This is a genomic window from Pseudomonas sp. CK-NBRI-02 (genome assembly GCF_008124495.1).
GTDB classification, from domain to species: domain Bacteria; phylum Pseudomonadota; class Gammaproteobacteria; order Pseudomonadales; family Pseudomonadaceae; genus Aquipseudomonas; species Aquipseudomonas guariconensis.
The window spans coordinates 157,146-175,640 of record NZ_VSJH01000036.1; the positions used below are offsets into that span (position 1 = coordinate 157,146).

Consider the following 18,495-nt stretch of genomic DNA (forward strand, 5'->3'; position numbering starts at 1 on the left):
GTCTGAAAGGACTGCTGGTCATGCTCTGCTGCGTGGCAGGTATGGCCGTGGCAGAGGAAAAGAACATCCTGGTCACCAGCGGCAGCGATCGGGCGACTCCGATCGCGGTAGTGCCGTTCGGTTTGCAGGGTGGCAGCGTGTTGCCCGAGGACATGGCCGAGATCATTGGCAATGACCTGCGCAACTCCGGCTACTACTCGCCCATTCCACGGCAGAACATGATCAGCCAGCCGACCCAGGCCAGCGAAGTCATCTTCCGTGACTGGAAAGCCCTGGGGGCCCAATACGTGATGGTTGGCAGCATCGTGCCGTCCGGCGGTCGCCTGCAGGTGCAGTACGCCCTGTTCAACGTCGCCACCGAACAGCAGGTGCTGACCGGCAGCGTTGCTGGTGGCGTCGACCAGCTGCGCGACATGTCGCACTACATCGCCGACCAGTCGTTCGAGAAGCTCACCGGCATCAAGGGTGCATTCTCCACCCGCATGTTGTACGTGACTGCCGAGCGCTTCTCCGCCAACAACACCCGTTACACCTTGCAGCGTTCGGACTATGACGGTGCCCGCGCCGTTACTTTGCTGCAATCGCGTGAGCCGATCCTGTCGCCGCGTTTCGCACCGGACGGCAAGCGTATTGCCTATGTCTCGTTCGAACAGAAGCGTCCGCGCATCTTCGTTCAGCACATCGATACCGGGCGTCGTGAGCAGATCACCAACTTCGAAGGCCTCAACGGCGCTCCGGCCTGGTCGCCAGATGGTTCGCGCCTTGCCTTCGTGTTGTCCAAGGACGGCAACCCGGACATCTACGTGATGAACATGGGCTCGCGCCAGATCAGCCGTGTAACTGCAGGCCCAGGCATCAACACCGAGCCGTTCTGGGGCAAGGATGGCAATACCCTGTACTTCACCTCCGACCGTGGCGGCAAGCCGCAGGTCTACAAGACATCGGTCAGTGGCGGTGGCGCCGAGCGTGTCACGTTCGTGGGTAACTACAATGCCAACCCGAAACTGTCGGCGGACGAAAAGACCCTGGTGATGATCCATCGCCAACAGGGCTTCACCAACTTCAAAGTGGCTGCCCAGGACTTGCAGCGCGGAAGTGTAAAGATTCTGTCGGACACCAGTCTTGATGAGTCTCCCACTGTTGCGCCAAACGGCACCATGCTAATCTACGCCACCCGCCAGCAGGGCCGGGGAGTCTTGATGCTCGTCTCTCTCAATGGACGCGTGAGGCTCCCGCTTCCTACCGCTCAAGGCGAAGTCAGAGAACCGTCCTGGTCCCCTTACCTGAACTGATGCGGCGTAATACTTTTGCTTAACACACTGGGGTTTCATTAGGAGTTTCACGATGGAAATGCTGAAGTTTGGTAAATTCGCTGCGCTGGCTCTGGCCATGGCCGTGGCTGTAGGTTGCTCCTCCAAGGGCGGTGACAACGCTGGCGAAGGCGCCGCTGTTGATCCTAACGCTGGCTACGGTGCCAACACTGGCGCTGTTGACGGCAGCCTGAGCGAAGAAGCCGCCCTGCGCGCAATCACCACCTTCTACTTCGAATACGACAGCTCGGACCTGAAGCCAGAAGCCATGCGCGCTCTGGACGTTCACGCCAAGGACCTGAAAGCCAACGGCAACCGTGTTGTTCTGGAAGGCCACACCGACGAGCGCGGTACTCGCGAGTACAACATGGCTCTGGGCGAGCGTCGTGCCAAGGCCGTTCAACGCTACCTGGTTCTGCAGGGCGTTTCCCCTGCTCAGCTGGAACTGGTTTCCTACGGCGAAGAGCGTCCAGTTGCCACCGGCAACGACGAGCAGTCCTGGGCTCAGAACCGTCGCGTAGAACTGCGTAAGTAAGTTCTTATGCGTATGTGCCGTCGTGCTGTAACCGTCCTCGCGCTCAGCCTGCCGCTCGCGGCTTGGGCTGAGGTTCCTGTAGTAGATGACAACGCAAGTGGCTATCCGCCTGCGGGTTATGGCACGAGCGGCGCCTATGCCGGGGCAGGGGCTTCGGCCCCTGCTTCTGCACAGGGCCAGCTGTTCATGCAGCTGCAACAGATGCAGGATCAGATTTCCCGCCAGCAAGGCATCATCGAAGAGCTGCAGAACGATGTCGCCCGCATGAAGCAGGAGAACCTGGAGCGTTACCAGGATCTGGACCGTCGCATCAACAGCGGTGTCGCACCTGCCGCGACCCCCGAGAATTCTTCCACCGGTGGCGCCTCCAATGTCGCCACCGGTGCCGCTGCTGGCGCCGCGGCCCAACAACCGGCCGCCAGCAGCGAACCAGGTGATCCGGCTAAAGAGAAGCTCTATTACGATGCAGCTTTCGACCTGATCAAGCAGAAGGATTTCGACAAGGCCAGCCAGGCCTTCGGCGCCTTCTTGCGCAAGTACCCAAATAGCCAGTACGCCGGCAATGCCCAATATTGGCTGGGTGAGGTGAACCTGGCCAAGGGCGACCTGCAAGGTGCCAGCCAGGCTTTCGCCAAAGTCGGCCAGCTGTACCCCAAACACAGCAAAGTGCCTGACTCGCTGTACAAGCTGGCAGATGTCGAGCGCCGTATGGGGCACACCGACAAGGTCAAGGGCATCCTTCAGCAGGTCATCACCCAGTATCCCGGCACATCTGCCGCACAACTGGCTCAGCGTGACCTGCAAAAGCTCTGAATATCGCCATTCGAAAGAAACCCGCGCTTGTCGCGGGTTTTTTCGTTAGAATCTTGGCCCTTTTTTCGTAAACACGCTGGTGCGGATAACGCTATGTCGAGTCCGCGACAGTGCCTGACGGAGGCGGACAGCCTGTTTAGTTGTCACGCCCGTGGCGATCATGCAAGACACATTACGCATCACCGAAGTCTTTTACTCCTTGCAGGGTGAAACACGGACGGCTGGGCTGCCCACCGTATTCGTGCGCCTTACAGGCTGCCCCCTGCGCTGTCAGTATTGCGACAGTGCCTACGCGTTCAGCGGCGGCACCGTACGTACCCTCGACGACATTCTCGAGCAAGTGGCGGGATTCCGGCCGCGCTATGTCTGCGTGACCGGTGGCGAGCCCTTGGCCCAGCCCAATGCGTTGCCCTTGCTCCAGCGCCTCTGCGACGCCGGCTACGAAGTCTCTTTGGAAACCAGTGGTGCCCTGGACATCGCCCAGGTCGATCGACGGGTCAGCCGCGTGGTCGATTTGAAGACCCCGGGCTCGGAGGAGTCGCACCGCAACCTCTACGAGAATATCGAGCACCTGACCCGTAACGATCAGGTCAAGTTCGTCATTTGCTCGCGCGAGGACTATGACTGGGCGGTCTCCAAGCTGATTCAGTACAACCTGGCGCAGCGTGCGGGTGAAGTACTGTTTTCACCCAGCCACCACCAGGTGAGTGCCACCGACCTGGCGGACTGGATCGTCGCCGACAACCTGCCCGTACGCTTCCAGTTGCAGTTGCACAAACTGCTGTGGAACGACGAACCGGGACGCTGACACGAGGAGTATCAATATGACTGATAAACGCGCGGTAATTCTGCTTTCCGGTGGTCTGGACTCGGCCACCGTGGTCGCCATGGCCAAGGCTGAAGGCTATAGCTGCTACACCATGAGTTTCGACTACGGTCAGCGTCACCGTGCCGAGCTCAACGCTGCAGCGCGTGTTGCCCGAGACCTGGGCGTGGTCGAGCACAAGGTAATCGGTCTGAACCTCAACGGCATTGGTGGCTCAGCCTTGACCGACACCAGTATCGATGTGCCAGAGACACCTGGCGAAGGTATCCCGGTCACGTATGTGCCTGCGCGTAATACCGTATTCCTGTCCCTGGCACTGGGATGGGCCGAGGTGCTGGGCGCCCGTGACATCTTCATTGGTGTCAACGCCGTGGATTACTCGGGGTATCCGGACTGCCGTCCAGAGTTCGTGGAGGCCTTCGAACGCATGGCCAACCTTGCCACCAAGGCCGGTGTGGAAGGGCAGGGCTTCCGTATCCAGGCGCCTTTGCAGAATCTGAGCAAGGCCCAGATCGTCCAGGCTGGTATTGCCCGTGGCGTGGATTACAGCTTGACCGTCTCGTGCTACCAAGCGGACGACGAGGGGCGTGCCTGCGGCAAGTGCGACAGTTGCCGTTTGCGGGCCGATGGCTTCGCGGCAGCCGGTGTGGCGGATCCTACCCGCTATTTTTGAAAAAATTGCCGATGAGGTGTTGATTTCCCGTTAGAAATCAGTATTATACGCGCCATCCAACGGGTCGTTAGCTCAGTTGGTAGAGCAGTTGGCTTTTAACCAATTGGTCGTAGGTTCGAATCCTACACGACCCACCATATTCACAGCGGTACGTGATTCTAGAGAAGGAAGGCCTCCACAGCCATGTCTAGTCTTGCAGCCGTCTGGAGCGAACCTTAGGCTCGCTTCGATGTGATGTCAATATGGAATAGCCCGCGACCACCTAGGTTTGCGGGCTTTTTCGTTCTTGTCAGTCAACGAAGATCCTGACTGTTCTCCTGTTTTGCTGCATGACGAGCTATCTGAGAAATCTCAAGCGAAACAGCTAGGTTGCTTCTGCAGATGGTCGATCTTCGACCGCAGTGGATCCTACCGACATCAGCATTCTTCAAGCGTAAGCTGCTAGTGGGTAGGTGTTAGGTCCACCTATCCGAGCTAGAGACGTTATGGATAGCCATAGTCTCCATCAGCGCGGCCGGCTCTAACGAGTCCTCTGCGAGGCGGCAAGGGGGAATCCCAAGGTCAGCCCATAATGTGCCAGGACCATCCCATCCTAGTTCATGCGATAGGCCTGTCGTGGGTGCTGAGATTTGCTCAAGCGAATACTTATGCGGGCGTTTTCGTTTTGGCCGTGTAGTGAGTAGCTTACACGCTGTTGGAGCTTCGAGAGAGGTACGACTAACAACGTCTGCTACAGCGTCTTCGTCAGTGCCTGGCCCAAGGTCCGTTGAGCCTTGTTGGCTTTTCTCGGCTTCTGCTGGGAGAGCTTTGGGAGTGGAGGGCGTCGGGCGAGAAGGGTCTTCCCTACGTTCGACTCTGATTCCCCTCTGTTGCAGGCTGCGCTCATCGAGTACAGCTCGCATATGTTCGTAGTCGACCTCAATATAACTCATGGTCGTCGCGATATTCGAATGGTTTAGCAATGCCTTGGTCAGGTGAATGTTACGTTCTGGCTGCCGCATTAAGTCGGTGGCCAGAGTATGTCGAAACCTGTGAGGCGTCATCCGAACGCCAAAGGCATTGGTGAGCTTTTTAAACATCCCCTCGACTTGATGAATATTCATCACTGTGGATCTGTAGTGAATCGAAAATCGATTCACATTGAAAAGTTGGTCCTCACCCGAGAAACCTAATTCTGAAGCCGCATTCAGTACCCTCTGTATATGAGGCTCTAACCCCTTCATAATGGGGATGCAGAATTCTCTGTGGGTTTTCTCTGAATCAGCATTTACGTGTATTAACTTCTTGGGCCAGTCAACATCTTTGACTCTGATACACAAAAGGGCATTCAATCGAATACCTGTGTAATAGAAAAGCTCAAACGTTGCTAGCCAAAACCAGGCTGGCGTAATCCTAGCTCGTTCGACAGTGGACTCCTCCTGTTCTACAAGACTTGTGAGCCATCGCCGCGCGTTGTCAATCGCATCGCCTGCAATGATCTTACTCGACCGCTTAGGGGCGATCACTGTGCTTTTCTTGAACGGGTTCACCAGGGATTTTGGCAGGACTCCGTACTCGATGCCGTAACTCCAGATAGTCCGGAGATGATTCGAGTAGGTGTTCCAGCTTCGTTTCGATAAGCCTTCGTCTAGTAGCCTGGTTCGCCAAGCCAGGATTTGCCGTCGATCAATAAGGGTGACGTCGGTATCCTTACCAAAACTCTTCACCAAGCGCTTCATGGCAGAACTGTAAATCTTGGTGCTTGCTACACGAAGATCATGATCGAGGATGTAGTTCTGTAACAGTTCGTCAGGCCTCATTTTGAGGCCTCCCTTCTGCAATCCGCGACAGGCTTGGGTTATTAAGAGGGAGCTCGTTGAACAGAGTCTTTGGATCGAGGAGAAGGTATCCCTTCAATTGCTTGGTTTTGCGTGGACCCACTACGTTGAAGGTCCAAATGTTGAGTTTTTTGGGTGTCTTCTGGTGGAGCTTCTCTTTTTCAAATGCACGCTGGACTAACTGCCAGGCCTTGCTAGGTTGGTCCTGTATCCGCCGTTCGAGCTCAGGATGTTCCAGTACATAGCGCTTGAAAATTCCGGGCGTGACCAGCATCGCTGTGTCGTCAACTGTGTGAACCAGAGCCTTGGAGTCGTTGATAATAATTTTGCGGGAGGTGATGCCGTCCTGTAGCCAGGCAACGAAGCTACTCCCCAAGGTGGTAGTGATAGGCATAGTAAGCTTGTCTTTCTGTGCAGCAGACCCATCCAGGGTCTCTGAAGAGTCTTCAGCCTGCTCCAGCTCCTCCGTAAGTGGGGTCGGAGCGGCTGCCGGGCCAGGGCTAGTGTTTAGCTCTTCTGATGGCGAAGTGATATTACCAAAAAGTGACAATAATTCGTCGCGCTCCGACGACTGGATCCCATCACTCGGACCTGGCTGGACCAGTTTCCTTGGTGTCGGTGGTTGAGTTGAGGGGTTCTCAGGCGCCTCTACAGGCTCATCGGGGATTGTGCAGACAGTTTCAGGGCTTTGAGCGGTGGATGCAGGTTCTGGATCAGCCTCTATCGAGATACTCCCGACGTAGGCGTCGGGCCGATCAGCTGCGTTTGGCCAAATGAGTGCCGGCGCAATCTTTAAGAATGTGAACGTGTTCTTCCATCCTCGGCCGTTATCAACTGTGGCTTTCCAGATTGCCTTGTCCTGGTTGTTTGTCTGGATAACTGCTTGGTCTTGGAGCATGTTAAAGAATGGCGCGTTCGAGCTGGGGATTGTCTCGATGCCCTGGCTAAGCAGGTATGCTCGAAGTTGATCCGCTGTAGGTTTGCTGACTAGCCACAGAGCGTCCTGTGTCAGCCATCCATCTGCAGGACCATCAGGCTGGTTCAGTTTGAACTTGTCCAGGACCAGCAGGCGAAGGCCATCGGCCAGCTGGCGTTGCAGAGACTGCTTGGGTGCCGAAAGAGCGCGTTCTGGGTTGCCGCCCAGTTGCTGGGCTACCGATGCCTTGTCGGCCTGGATCACGATCTCGCCCAGGATCCCGGCATTCTCATAGCGGCCGGCCAGCAGGTAGATCAACTGCTTCCACAACTCAGGGAAGCCACTGAGCCAGTCGAGGATGCCGGCGTCCAGGATCTGCATGTAGATCAGCGCTGATGCAGCACCATGCAATTGGTACTCCCGACCTTTCACATACTTGAAGCGATATGGTCTAGCGATCGGGCCGTGCCAGGGATGCCAGAGCTGGCCACCCTGGAGCTCCACTCGGATGTCGACTGCTATCTTTCCGAGGTCATGGAGGAGGGCTCCATAAGCTGCTGCCGCAGTCCAAGCTTCAGCTTGTGCCGATTGCGACTCAGGCGGAGCTCCGATCGGGAGCAGGTGGGTCTGGCGTATCTTCAGCGCGTAAGCCACGATCTCCAGGCCATGATCCAGCAGGCCGCCCAAGTGGGCGTGGTGGTGGTTCTCAGAAGCTGGGAGCAACTGCACCAGTTCGGCATAGCGCTCGAGCGGCTTGAGGTAGAGGGTATTGAACTGGGGACGTGACAACGAAGCGCGGCGCCAGATGTTCTCCAGCAACTCCTGACGGAGAGGGCTCTGAAGTAGAGCTGCTGCCTTCGTCGGCAAGTGGAAGCCTTGCGGAGATGCTTCTGACGTTGGTTTGGCCGACTTGCGGCCCAACCAGGAGAGGAGGTGCATAGAGTGCTCCATGGGGTGTGCATGGAGCGGGCTTTTCCTTGAAATGGCCTCTTGCTATCTACCCTAAAGCATTTTCAGGCGAGCTCATGATTTTGAGGCAAATAGCCATCATTTGTTAGTTGCAGGGAAATTGAACTCAATTCGCCATCCGCTGGACTGCCATTGACCAGAAATTGCACAAGAAACGACTAACGCATTGCATGTCCTTGACTGGCAGGTGCCGACCCATAGCGGACGGTCGCGAGGGGCAGCTATCGGCCAATAGCGGACCTTTCGGCCCTCCGTGGTCGCTGGAGCAGGCCGGCGCGCTGCATTGGCGCGTCGGGAGCTACAGATACTCGTTAGGCTGCACAGAAAGCGGTGATCAGAGTTTTCACCAGCTCCACTGCGAAATAAATGACCAGTACCGAGGCAGCAGAAATTCCGGTAATTACGGAGGTAGCGAAAAACCAGATCCACCATCTACGCCCTTTCGCGCTGAATGTGCTGCCTAAGGTTTCCAGCTCCGATAGTGTTTGGCGACCTCGTGGTTTACCCAAAATTTCTTGCACCTGATGCAAGTACCTGCCAGTCCAAAACGCCTTGATGATTTCCCAAGCAATGAACAAAGTCAGTGAGAGAGTCATCAACAGACCGCATAGCGCGAAAATCCATTGCGGCAGTTTGGTTACCAGCGTTGACCAGAATGCGAAATATCCAGCATAACCAGCAACCATGATGAGGTTCGTATAGCTCGCCTGGTGATTCATCTGTTTTTCTTGCAATTGAATCAATGCGTCAACTTGCTTATCCGTCGCGCTGTTGACTTTGAGGACATGTACATCCTCATTCAGAGTCTGAACCGACCTAGTAATCTGATCGGACCATTCTTCAAATCGTAGATGGCTCATATATCTTCCCTTTTCTATGAAGATGGAGGCGCAGGGCTGCGTTGCAGGTGTAAGGCTGCGACCTATGCTAATGTGCCATCGGGACGGAGCCGAGTAAAATCCGTGAAACTGTGTTTGTGAATGTCAGCTATGGGTCGTTAGCAGCCATTGCCGGCTGACCGGTAACGACCCATAGCTGCCTCTCGGCAACGGCCGAAATGTTTTGCTTCCAATCCGCCTAAATGAAAATAGTCCGCGAAATAATTCGCAGAGAGATTTGCTGAAGCTTTGACATTGGTCTCGGCTTCCTACCTAACGCTATCGGCGTAGCCTAGATCGCATGGCAATCACCGCGATCATCAGAGGATGATCTACGCTTTGAGAGCAATACTTCAGATCGAAGAAACATCACACACGGTTGTTACGGCCAAATGCCGGTGGCAAGGGAATGTTCATTCTTCGGAATCCGACACCCTCATCGCCATCAGCCGGGGTACGCTCCGTGAGAAACAAACAGCCTGTGCTTGCCGTTCTATTACTCACGGTTCTGATTAATGGCTGCACCACGCCTAATGTGTTACACGAACCCAGGCAGGCCTTGCCTGCGTACACTTCGGCGTTCGGTCGTTCAATTCAGGCCCAGGTTGCTCCCCATCAAGGTCAGTCGGGCTTTCGCTTGCTCTCCGATAGTACTGAGGCTTTCGCCGCCCGCGCCGAGCTGATTCGCAATGCTCAAAGCAGCATCGATCTTCAGTACTACATCGTCCACGACGGTATCAGCACTCGAATACTGCTGAGCGAGCTGCTTGTCGCTGCAGATCGAGGCGTGCGCGTGAGAGTTTTGCTCGATGACACCACCAGCGATGATTTGGAGGAAACCATCGCGACGCTCGCCATGCATCCGCGTATACAAATCCGTGTTTTCAATCCGCTGCACTTGGGTCGCAGTACTGTCGTGACGCGTACTTTGGGCCGCCTCTTCAACCTGTCCCAGCAGCACCGGCGTATGCATAACAAATTGTGGGTGGTAGACAACAGTGCCGCTATCGTCGGAGGACGCAACTTGGGCGACGAGTATTTCGATGCCGAGCCTAACAGAAATTTTACCGACATCGACATGCTCAGTGTCGGCCCGGTTGCACAGCAGTTGGGACATAGTTTTGACGAGTACTGGAACAGCGTCCTGAGCAAGCCCATCGAGCAGTTTGTATCGTTCAAGCCGACAAGTAGAGATCTGAAAGAGCTTCGCATACGGCTGGATGCCTCCTTGGAGGAAACCCGCACTCAGAATCATGCGCTCTACCAGCAACTGATGCGCTATACCACTCAGCCTCGCCTGAACCACTGGCGACAAGAATTGATCTGGGCTTGGAATAAAGCGTTGTGGGATGCGCCGAGTAAGGTCTTGGCGGAGGGCGAACCCGCTCCGTATTTACTATTGACCACCCAGTTGGCACCCGAACTTAACGGCGTCACCAAAGAGCTCATTCTAGTTTCGGCCTACATGGTACCCGGTCAACCAGGGGTAGTGTATTTGACACGTCGTGCCGATGCCGGGGTGTCGATCAGCTTGCTGACCAATTCACTGGACGCAACCGATGTTCCCGCTACGCATGGTGCCTACGCGCCTTATCGGAAGACCTTGCTCCAGCATGGTGTGCAATTGTTCGAGCTACGCCGCCAATCCGGTGCTCATAGCGAAAGCAAGCCGCGTCTCTTTCACAAGGGGTCTTCCAACAGTTCCGACTCCAGTCTGCATACCAAGGCGATGATTTTCGACCAGCAGAAAGCCTTCATCGGCTCGTTCAATTTCGACTCGCGTTCATTGCTGTGGAACACCGAAGTTGGGGTGCTGGTCGACGATCCGGTTCTCGCTGGGCGGGCGCGTGAACTGGCTTTGGAGGGTATGGCGCCTGCCCTCAGCTATCACGTCCGGCTGGAAGATTCGCAGCTGGTATGGATCACCGAAGACAATGGCAACCAGCATACGTTGACCAAGGAACCGGGGAGTTGGTGGCGGCGCTTCAATGCGTGGCTGAGCAGCACGATTGGACTAGAGAAGATGCTATAGCGAGGGACGAACAAGTCATGCGGACGTGGACGAAAGGCTCTTTGCGGTTTATCAGTCAGATGACGATGGCGACTGGCATATACCTGCTCGCAATGATCGTTGACTCTCGGCTACTAGCTACACCTCAAACGGCTAGAGAAATAATAGGGTTGCTGGACTTCGTAGAGCACAGTGACTGCAAATTTGTCCGCAACGGATCTGAATATTCAGGTCCCCGTGCGCGAGCGCATCTAGAGCAGAAGCTGCATTATCTCGAAAGCAAAAACATGGTGAAAAGCGCGGAAGAATTCATTGACCTCGCTGCCACTAAAAGCAGTATGAGTGGACGCGCCTACAAGGTGCGATGCGCAGAAGGTGTGGAGCCGGCAGGTATCTGGTTGCACAGAGAACTGCAGAGGCAACGAAAATTTCAATAATCTTCTAGTAGACCATGGGCGCTGCCCGATCCGCCGAATCCATCGCTGACAGATATCGAGCAATGCCATGAATAGTATGATTAATTTTGGCTGGAGAATGTCCATTATGGGTCGGAAGCAGTCAGTCGCGACCGGCGGTTTGCTTTATCTGGAAGGCCTTTTTGTCCTTCTCCTTTTGGGGTAGGGCTTTTACCATTCTGACCCATTCCATTATCCCTTTCAGCCCATTTCCTTTTGGGCCATTCCCCTTTAGGTCTGGTGTAGGTGCTGCAGGTGCAATGACACCTCCATGGCATCATGGAGAATCCGCACAATTTCGATCACCTGGTCGTCAACCTGGCGGTAGAACACAATGTGTCGGGGGCGGATCACGCGGTCAGTTGCCACTTCGAGCCGGCAGAAAAACAGATGCAGGCTCCTGAGACCAGGTACGAGCTCATCTCGTGCTGAGCTGCCCACTCGGCTAGGCTCTTCTGCAATCGACAGGAATGTGGTCTGCAGCAGCCCTTGGTAGCGTCGACGAGCGCCTTCGCCAAACTTCACCTCGGTGAAGCGAAGAATGTCCACGATGTCAGTGCGTGCTTGATGTGAGATCCTGAACGCCATCTTCCTCATTCTTTCTTACTCGCCACCTGGCCCAGCTCATCGAGATAGGCGCCAAGCTGGTCTGCATCAACCTCATCAAACTCAGCCGCTTCGAGCTGCATCAGACCAACCGAGGTGGCGTTCCGCAGAGCTTCTAGGCGCGCTGACTCTTCAGCCTCATGCTCGAGCACCATTCGTAGGCCTGCGCGCACGACCTCACTGAAATTCTGATACCGGCCCGATTTCACGAGCGCTTCAATGGACTGCTCCATCGGGTTTGGGACGACGATATTGTGGGTGGCCATTGGGCTGCTCCAACGGAAAATTAGGTATGGCGTTTTATGCCATATGCCTTGATAAATTGCCAAAGGTATCGTATATATGATGGCAAGGTGCTCTCGCAGAGCAAGGAGAAGGATCATGACTACAGCTGCTTCGACGACATTCGCTCACCGCCTTGGTCGGACCGTGGGGCTTGCTGTGCGTTTCTGTCTCCATGACCGCAAACCAAAGGTTCGTTGGGTGAAGCGTGCGATGGTCGCTTCAGTCCTGCTAGCCCTGTTTGTGACCTCTTTTACTTGGCTCATCAGTTCTGTAATCACGCTGGGATGTCTTGGACTCTTAGTTCTAGCATTAACGAAAGGGGATTCGACACTTCTTACATCGGCTCTAGGCCAGCAAGGTGGAGGCGTCGTTGGCACCGAAGATGCCGAGCCAGAAGTGCCCTTTTATGGTGAGTATGAGCATCCCGATTATCATATGTATTACAAAGACTGAGTCATGAAAAAAGGCCGGACCGATGTCCGGCTTTTTTTATTTCACAGATTTGAGCGTGTCCGTTGAGAGTTTTCCAACGCTGTCGCCCGATCGCTGTAAATCTTTGGTTCCCGTTGTAAGCCCCGAGACAAGATTTCCGGTTTGAACGCCTGCCCAGCCAAGCGCAGCTACCCAAAATGCAGGAAGAATCAGGAACATTGCCCCCATTACGAAGTTTAGGATTGCATCTTGAGTTGTGGCGTTTAATCCCATGACCGGGTCGAAAGACAAATGCGGAGAGCCGGAGCCATAAAAGGCATCAAGGATAGTGCTATCAATCCATCGGGCTAGTTGGAGCCAGAAGTCAACGAAGATCAGCGCGAAGAAAACCACAGACATAGTCATAGCGACTTTGAGTTGATAGGCGCCAATGATCAACACAATCGGGATGCAGATGATGAAAGCTATCTTTAGGAACGCCATGACCATGGGTAATGCCTGGCGGACAATGTCCATGGCGGGGAAGTAGGCAAGAGAGCCGACGGCGACACCAACCGTTCCGCCGGCGCGCGCCATCATATTCCACATAGTGCCGTCGATCTGGCCGCCATAATCCGTATAGATGTCACCATTGACCTGGCTGGAGGGCGATACGATCTGCCGAATCATCGAGTCGGTGACTTCTTCCGGTGACAGCCATTTCGCCCAGCCCAGGAACTTGTTCATCAGGGTTGGGTCGACCTGCGCCTGCAGGCGATCGCGTAGGCCGATCGTACCGTCCGACCACCACTGCCGGCAGGTGGGATAACCACCACCACCCGTGACCTGAGGCAAACCGTCATCACGTTTCACGTCGTATGGCCAGGCTGCTCGCGGGGTTCTCGAATAGTCGGTGTCGTAGTAACCGGAGGTGTTCAGCAGATAGCGTGAGCCGATCCAGTTGAGGTCCTGGAGCGCCTTTGGATCTTTGGCGATGGATCCGATGTCGGGCTGACGCATGAACAGACGCGCCCTCGAAGGGCCGAAGCAGTCATGACTGAAGTCAGCGACCTCTTGGGCGAGTAGGGGGTTGTTGATCCGAGTAGCATCGACATCCATCCGCATCTGCCGAAGATCGGTACCACACGGGATCGCTGCAACCGCGCCGCTGTTGAACCCCTTAGACAATGCGTGCATGAACGCCCACCAGACAGGAATCCTCGCGCTCTTGCCCGCCAGGGAGCTGAAGGTGGTACTCCAGCCCGTCTCTGAGGGGGCCGGTGTCATCACCTGGCACTGTTTAGCGCGCTGCTGATCGAACGCGAGGGTATCGAAGCCGACCGATACCAGTGGAATCGCGCACATCATCACGACGACGTAGCCAACGTAGAGCTTCGTCTCGATACGGGCGAGCGACAGCACGCCCTTGTTGCCCTCGTCAGCGCCTTCACCGCGGACCTTGATCCACTCTTGTGCCACGATAATGATGAAGGGCAGGGCGAAGAGACCCGTGTCCGAGATCATGTCCCAGATCCCGTTGTTAATCAGCCAGCCCACGATGGTCAGGTAATACTCTAGGTAGTCATTGGTGTAGAGCGTCATACGACCTCCAACCAGGCGATTGGGGCCTTGGCGATTTCAGTGATCACGAAGAGCAAGATGACCAGGCCTTCTACCCGCCGGCGGCGACTCGAGGTCAGATCGGACTGGTCCAGCGGAAGGCGATCGCGCACTTTCAACCAGCCCACGATCACTACGGCATAGAGAAAGACCCTCCAAGCCAACAGCATCAGATAGTTGTCACCACGCCACCTGAGCCAGTTCTCGAATACCCCGAGATGATTCAGGGCAATCACTCCAAGCGCTACGCTCGCCAGGAGCATGATCAAGCTGATGAGAAGACCGATCCCTACCTGCTTGAGGAGGGTAAATTTCGCACTGTGTTGTTCCATGAATCACTCCTTGCCAGCTGGGCTCTGCAGCTGCTGCAGGCGGTTCGTTTCAGGGGCGGCCTGATAGATCGAGCGGGAGTTTTCGGCGCGTGACTTGCCGCGCTCGATGATCGCCATCGGGCTGTTGCTGGACAGCTCACGGCGGAGATCCAGTTCCATCTTGAGGTTCTCGATTTCCTTCTGCAGGACCTCGGACTGAGTTCCCACAGCCGTAGTGGCAAGCTGGTTCGAGGCCACGTTCGACTCTTTGGATCCAGAAATGAGCATGCGGTTGAGCATCAACGATTTGCCCAAGATCTCCGAGAGCGCAACTTCCGATGCGAGCCGTTGGGCGAGTACAGCCTGGTCGCGTTCATCGCGTAATGCAGTGATTACTCCGCGGGTGATCGGCAATGGGTCGCTGCCCGCTTCTCGAAGTTTCTCGGAGGTGATTTGTGCACCGGGTTTGAGAAGATCCTGCAGGGCCGTGAGCTTCTGTTCGTAGGTTTCCTGGATCAGCGGAGTAAGGCCTACACCGGGAGTGGAGGTACCGCGACAGCCTTGGCAGGTCTGAATCTCTTGTTCACCCAGCACACGGTTCGCAAATTGCGCCGCTTCTGCAGGTGACTGCCAATAGCCGCAGACCAGGCCATTCGAACAGCTAGACTGTTCAATGCTCGAGGTCTCTGTTGCCGGACGATTATTGAGCAGGTTGTAGCCTGCCTTGACGATGTCACCCACCACCTGGATGGGCTTCTGCCCCTCGCCACCGGCCTGTGTACCGCCGACCCAGGTGACGCCGGCGTTGCCAGAACCCGCTTCGACGCTATTCACCACTGCAACCGCATCAGCGTTACCGCTGGCCAGGGCCTGGCCCATCTTCTGTCCTTCTGCGACTTTGCCCCAACCCTGGCCACCCGCAATATCTGCCATGCGTTCAGCCATTGCGCGGCAGGTGCCTTTGGAGCGGTCGTAGTCCAAACGAGCCTGCAGGATGCCGTTGGTAATCAGGTTGTAAAGTTGTGGATTGGCGCGCTGCAGTTGCAGCGCCGGCAACGACATCACTGCACCTGTAGCGTTCTGTATCACGTTTCCCATGATCTGTTGAAAGCCCTGAGTAGCACCGTTCAACTGGTTCTCAAGGGTGTTGTTCAAACTCATGTTTCCGCAGATCAGGTTGTTCTGCCAGCCGGCGCCGACAGTGATGCTCTCCATTTGCCCCGCGCTGCCCATAGTGACGGCGCTACCGCCGCCAATGCTGTAAAGCACGTCATCGCCAATCACGGATCCCTGGCTTTCCACCTTGATGGGGTCTCCTGTCGCAGCAAATGCGGCCGTGCAACACAAACTGAGGGCAAGCCCAAAGGCCTGGGTCAATGTCTTCATGAAGGTCTCCCGTCTAAAGTTCGTCATTGGAAGTCGGTGCTGCCGAGGAAGGTTTGGCCGCGGCGTTTGCAGCAGGAGTAGGGGCGCCACAAGGCCCACGCGTAGGCCTCGTCCACAGCCTGGACATTCGGCTCGTTGTTCGGGAATACGGCGCAGGTTTGGCTCAGGGCGGGCGTGAGCTGCTGCCATTTGCCTGTTCTGGCATCACCTTCGAGAAGGTCGCCTGCTGGCCAGTAACCGGGCTTGGGAAGTGCTCGCATGGGCCTGTAGATATGAGGTTGGCCAACGCGGGTAGTGATATCGCCCGCTCGCTGCGCGATCACGGCCGCAGCCTTGAAATCGTCGGCCTGCAGCACGGTTCCGCTGCGCGGATACACGTTCCCCCAGAGGTCCCCCGACAGGGTTCCCCCTACTTCCCGCCTACCTGGTATCAGGGATTCCGGATATACAACCTCGGGAACACCGTGACGCCAGGCGAGGAAGTCGAGGGTGCTCACCATGTAGGGCATCAACGGACTGGTCGCTCCTTGGCATGAGTAGCCGTAGGAGCTGGCGAACTTGTTGAACATCATTGCCCCTGGATGGCCAATGACATCGGCCTCCTTGAACTTCGTGATGTTGTTTTCGGCGTTGTGATTGGTGGTGCCGTCATTACCGCCTTGGGCGGCGACGGTTGGAGTGCCGAGAGGGCTCATCTCGGTCCACGGGTTGTCGCCGGTATTGGCGTAGGCCGAGACCACTGCGTCGGGGATGTAATGGCGGACCTTGGTCGACGTCTTCACCGAGCAGCCGAACGGTGTACATAGCAGCCAGTAGCAGATCCCGACTACCTTGTATTCCAGGCACGTTGGCGACAAGGCTGAAGCGCTGATGGCAGCAGAGTTGATTGCGGCCGTGGTGGTGAATGAAGCGGTGGCCACCGCGATGGCCAGCAGGCCGCGAGGGATTTTTTTCATGGACGCCCCCGGGCTGCTTCGATTTCCTTGATGGCGGCTGCCACGTCAGGCTGGCCATACACCACGTACTGCCGATCGACAACCACTGCCGGCACCTTCGTGATCCCAATGCTCCAGGCATCAGCAGCGCCTTGCTGAGCGCGGGCGAGCTCAGCAAGCAGTCGTGCGCCCTCAGGACTATTCAACAGTTGCTGCGCGGCCATTGTGGCTTGGTGAGGGTTGGAGGGCAGTGACCGAGACAACTGCTCCTCGAGGCGCTGCTGGTCATCCAACCGGATGAGGCGTACACCTGGTGGTACGTTGAGTGGATGCGCTGCGTCTGTGATTGCCCAGGTCTCGGCCTGGGCGCTGTTTAGGGCTAGTAGGCAGCATAGTGCGACAACGTTGGGCCACCGAGGCTGATGGGGAGGGCTGGACATCGAGCTGTACCTGGTTGTTGGTCGGGTACAGCTCAACGGATTTCAAGCTATTTATCTGTAGAAAATCCTTATCCCATGGCTCGACATTTTTTTCAGAGGCATTCCGCCGCGAAGAGATGGCCGAGCGGCCTCATCGATTACGCTAAACTGTTTGGCTATTACCTAGAATGCTATTTGGGATTTTTGCGGCTTGTAAGAGGTTATGCACTGCTATCACAGGAAGCGCGTCTTGTCCGATACGAGCATTAAACTGAGTGTATCCTCTCGCCCACGAGTGGATCGTGTGGACAACCTCCTCCAGATTGTTCTTTGCGAAATCGATTAGCTCTTGTTTCTTGGCCTCATCTTCTTTTTTCTTTTTCTCTTTTTCTTCCGCCCAGTCTATGTATCCCATCCCGCCGAAGTGTCGCTTGTCACTTTTATAGACACCAATGGCGATAAGGAAGTCGTAGACTTTTTCCTCGTACTGCATTTTTTCTATCTGAGCGCTTCCCAATCCGTAACATTTGTCATAAATGCGCTCTACCTTCGCGATGCAGGAGTTAAGAAGTTCCAGTATGGGCGAGTCTAAGGGCGGGTTGATTTCATTCATTTTTTGCCTGCTGTTATAGCAGGTTTCTGCTAATGCGTTTAATTGTTCAATTGAAAGCCGATATTCGCGATTCAGGTTCGCGATGTCTATATCTGTAGCTAGGGCTACGTCGAATGCTGCTAAAGGTTTTTTTTAATCATCAACGGAGTCGTAAATGAATAAGCGTTTTTTGTCTAGTAATTCAAGAGCCAGGTGAAGGTTTTTGAAGTGTTTTAGACAGTTCATGAATTATTTGTCCTAAGTTTTCGATCGTGTATAGGGTCCTATAGGGAAAGGACACTATACTGGCTCAACGTTTTTAATGTATATAGGTACAATAGTCCACGTCGAAGAAATGAGGTTTCAATGTCACGTCTTGTTGAGTACCGCAAACTGGAGCAGCAACTGGCCGCCCAGTTGGCCGAGTTGGAAGCGTTGAAAGGCGACGAGGGCCTCAAACGTGAAATCGAGTTTGAAGAGAAGCTCCGAGCACTCTTGGCCGAATATGGGGTTGGGCTGAGGCAAGTGATCGGTATTCTGGATCCTACAGCTCCAATCCGTCCTGTTGCAATGCCAGGGGTTAGCCGTAAACCTCGTGCGGTCAAGATCTTCAAAAACCCTCACACTGGAGAGGTCATTGAAACCAAAGGCGGTAATCACAAAGGCCTCAAAGAGTGGAGAGACCAATACGGTGTCGATGCCGTTGCGTCTTGGCTCCAGTGATATT

Annotated in this window: 20 protein-coding genes and 1 tRNA gene; 10 read left to right on the forward strand and 11 right to left on the reverse strand. The window is 55.4% G+C overall.

Annotation, left to right across the window (positions count from 1 at the left end; translation table 11 throughout):
* Nucleotides 1–20 precede the first annotated feature (20 nt).
* The 6 genes from tolB (at nucleotide 21) to DQ397_RS20915 (ending at nucleotide 4,294) form a co-directional block, all read left to right on the forward strand.
* The gene (tolB, locus tag DQ397_RS20890) at nucleotides 21–1,292 is read left to right on the forward strand and encodes a Tol-Pal system beta propeller repeat protein TolB (RefSeq protein WP_043209564.1); all 1,272 of its coding nucleotides are present in this window, start codon (nucleotides 21–23) and stop codon (nucleotides 1,290–1,292) included.
* 52 nt (nucleotides 1,293–1,344) lie between these two features.
* Nucleotides 1,345–1,845: a peptidoglycan-associated lipoprotein Pal gene (gene pal, locus DQ397_RS20895; protein ID WP_043209505.1), complete on the forward strand. Its 501-nt coding sequence runs from the start codon at nucleotides 1,345–1,347 to the stop codon at nucleotides 1,843–1,845.
* Between the two features lie 6 nt (nucleotides 1,846–1,851).
* Nucleotides 1,852–2,658, forward strand: a complete 807-nt coding sequence (gene ybgF, locus DQ397_RS20900) for a tol-pal system protein YbgF (protein WP_043209503.1) — start codon at nucleotides 1,852–1,854, stop codon at nucleotides 2,656–2,658.
* Nucleotides 2,659–2,818: 160 nt separating this feature from the next.
* Entirely contained in the window at nucleotides 2,819–3,466 is a 648-nt protein-coding gene (gene queE / locus DQ397_RS20905) for a 7-carboxy-7-deazaguanine synthase QueE (RefSeq protein ID WP_043209562.1), read from the forward strand.
* A gap of 16 nt (nucleotides 3,467–3,482) precedes the next feature.
* Entirely contained in the window at nucleotides 3,483–4,157 is a 675-nt protein-coding gene (gene queC, locus DQ397_RS20910; RefSeq protein ID WP_043209502.1) for a 7-cyano-7-deazaguanine synthase QueC, read from the forward strand.
* Nucleotides 4,158–4,218: 61 nt separating this feature from the next.
* Nucleotides 4,219–4,294: transfer RNA gene (locus tag DQ397_RS20915), tRNA-Lys, on the forward strand.
* Nucleotides 4,295–4,612: 318 nt separating this feature from the next.
* On the opposite strand, the gene xerC is transcribed toward DQ397_RS20915, so the two are convergent.
* The 3 genes from xerC to DQ397_RS20930 all read right to left on the reverse strand — a co-directional run bounded on the left by xerC (nucleotide 4,613) and on the right by DQ397_RS20930 (nucleotide 8,719).
* A complete protein-coding gene (gene xerC / locus DQ397_RS20920; RefSeq protein ID WP_043209500.1) occupies nucleotides 4,613–5,956 on the reverse strand; it encodes a tyrosine recombinase XerC in 1,344 nt (447 codons plus the stop codon).
* Entirely contained in the window at nucleotides 5,946–7,841 is a 1,896-nt protein-coding gene (mobH, locus tag DQ397_RS20925; RefSeq protein WP_043209499.1) for a MobH family relaxase, read from the reverse strand. Before mobH ends, xerC begins: the two co-directional genes overlap by 11 nt.
* Nucleotides 7,842–8,170: 329 nt before the next feature.
* The gene (locus DQ397_RS20930) at nucleotides 8,171–8,719 is read right to left on the reverse strand and encodes a hypothetical protein (RefSeq protein ID WP_052352436.1); all 549 of its coding nucleotides are present in this window, start codon (nucleotides 8,717–8,719) and stop codon (nucleotides 8,171–8,173) included.
* A 481-nt stretch (nucleotides 8,720–9,200) separates the two neighbouring features.
* Between DQ397_RS20930 and DQ397_RS20935 the strand changes: the two genes are divergently transcribed.
* Nucleotides 9,201–10,769, forward strand: coding sequence for a phospholipase D family protein (locus DQ397_RS20935; protein ID WP_043209497.1), 1,569 nt, complete (start codon nucleotides 9,201–9,203; stop codon nucleotides 10,767–10,769).
* Between the two features lie 17 nt (nucleotides 10,770–10,786).
* A complete protein-coding gene (locus DQ397_RS20940; RefSeq protein ID WP_043209496.1) occupies nucleotides 10,787–11,185 on the forward strand; it encodes a DUF5329 domain-containing protein in 399 nt (132 codons plus the stop codon).
* A 249-nt stretch (nucleotides 11,186–11,434) separates the two neighbouring features.
* On the opposite strand, the gene DQ397_RS20945 is transcribed toward DQ397_RS20940, so the two are convergent.
* Nucleotides 11,435–11,791 (reverse strand): type II toxin-antitoxin system RelE/ParE family toxin, encoded by a 357-nt coding sequence (locus DQ397_RS20945; RefSeq protein WP_043209494.1) that lies wholly within the window; start codon nucleotides 11,789–11,791, stop codon nucleotides 11,435–11,437.
* 5 nt (nucleotides 11,792–11,796) lie between these two features.
* Entirely contained in the window at nucleotides 11,797–12,075 is a 279-nt protein-coding gene (locus tag DQ397_RS20950) for a type II toxin-antitoxin system ParD family antitoxin (protein WP_043209558.1), read from the reverse strand.
* 115 nt (nucleotides 12,076–12,190) lie between these two features.
* On the opposite strand from DQ397_RS20950, the gene DQ397_RS20955 reads away from it, so the two are divergent.
* Nucleotides 12,191–12,547 (forward strand): hypothetical protein, encoded by a 357-nt coding sequence (locus DQ397_RS20955; protein ID WP_148921610.1) that lies wholly within the window; start codon nucleotides 12,191–12,193, stop codon nucleotides 12,545–12,547.
* Nucleotides 12,548–12,583: 36 nt separating this feature from the next.
* On the opposite strand, the gene DQ397_RS20960 is transcribed toward DQ397_RS20955, so the two are convergent.
* From DQ397_RS20960 to DQ397_RS20985, 6 genes are all read right to left on the reverse strand, one after another.
* Nucleotides 12,584–14,107: a conjugal transfer protein TraG N-terminal domain-containing protein gene (locus tag DQ397_RS20960; RefSeq protein WP_043209493.1), complete on the reverse strand. Its 1,524-nt coding sequence runs from the start codon at nucleotides 14,105–14,107 to the stop codon at nucleotides 12,584–12,586.
* Entirely contained in the window at nucleotides 14,104–14,457 is a 354-nt protein-coding gene (locus tag DQ397_RS20965) for a hypothetical protein (protein WP_043209492.1), read from the reverse strand. Before DQ397_RS20965 ends, DQ397_RS20960 begins: the two co-directional genes overlap by 4 nt.
* A 3-nt stretch (nucleotides 14,458–14,460) precedes the next feature.
* On the reverse strand, nucleotides 14,461–15,822 hold the full coding sequence (locus tag DQ397_RS20970; RefSeq protein ID WP_043209490.1) for an integrating conjugative element protein: 1,362 nt from the start codon (nucleotides 15,820–15,822) through the stop codon (nucleotides 14,461–14,463).
* Nucleotides 15,823–15,845: 23 nt separating this feature from the next.
* Nucleotides 15,846–16,778 (reverse strand): TIGR03756 family integrating conjugative element protein, encoded by a 933-nt coding sequence (locus tag DQ397_RS20975; protein WP_043209488.1) that lies wholly within the window; start codon nucleotides 16,776–16,778, stop codon nucleotides 15,846–15,848.
* Nucleotides 16,775–17,197 carry a TIGR03757 family integrating conjugative element protein gene (locus DQ397_RS20980; protein WP_043209487.1) on the reverse strand — a complete coding sequence of 141 codons (423 nt, stop codon included), beginning with the start codon at nucleotides 17,195–17,197 and terminating at the stop codon, nucleotides 16,775–16,777. Before DQ397_RS20980 ends, DQ397_RS20975 begins: the two co-directional genes overlap by 4 nt.
* 142 nt (nucleotides 17,198–17,339) lie before the next feature.
* Nucleotides 17,340–17,789 carry a hypothetical protein gene (locus DQ397_RS20985; protein ID WP_148921611.1) on the reverse strand — a complete coding sequence of 150 codons (450 nt, stop codon included), beginning with the start codon at nucleotides 17,787–17,789 and terminating at the stop codon, nucleotides 17,340–17,342.
* A 345-nt stretch (nucleotides 17,790–18,134) separates the two neighbouring features.
* Here DQ397_RS20985 and DQ397_RS20990 point away from each other — a divergent pair, with 345 nt between their 5' ends.
* Nucleotides 18,135–18,491: a histone-like nucleoid-structuring protein, MvaT/MvaU family gene (locus tag DQ397_RS20990; protein ID WP_043209484.1), complete on the forward strand. Its 357-nt coding sequence runs from the start codon at nucleotides 18,135–18,137 to the stop codon at nucleotides 18,489–18,491.
* Nucleotides 18,492–18,495: the final 4 nt, after the last annotated feature.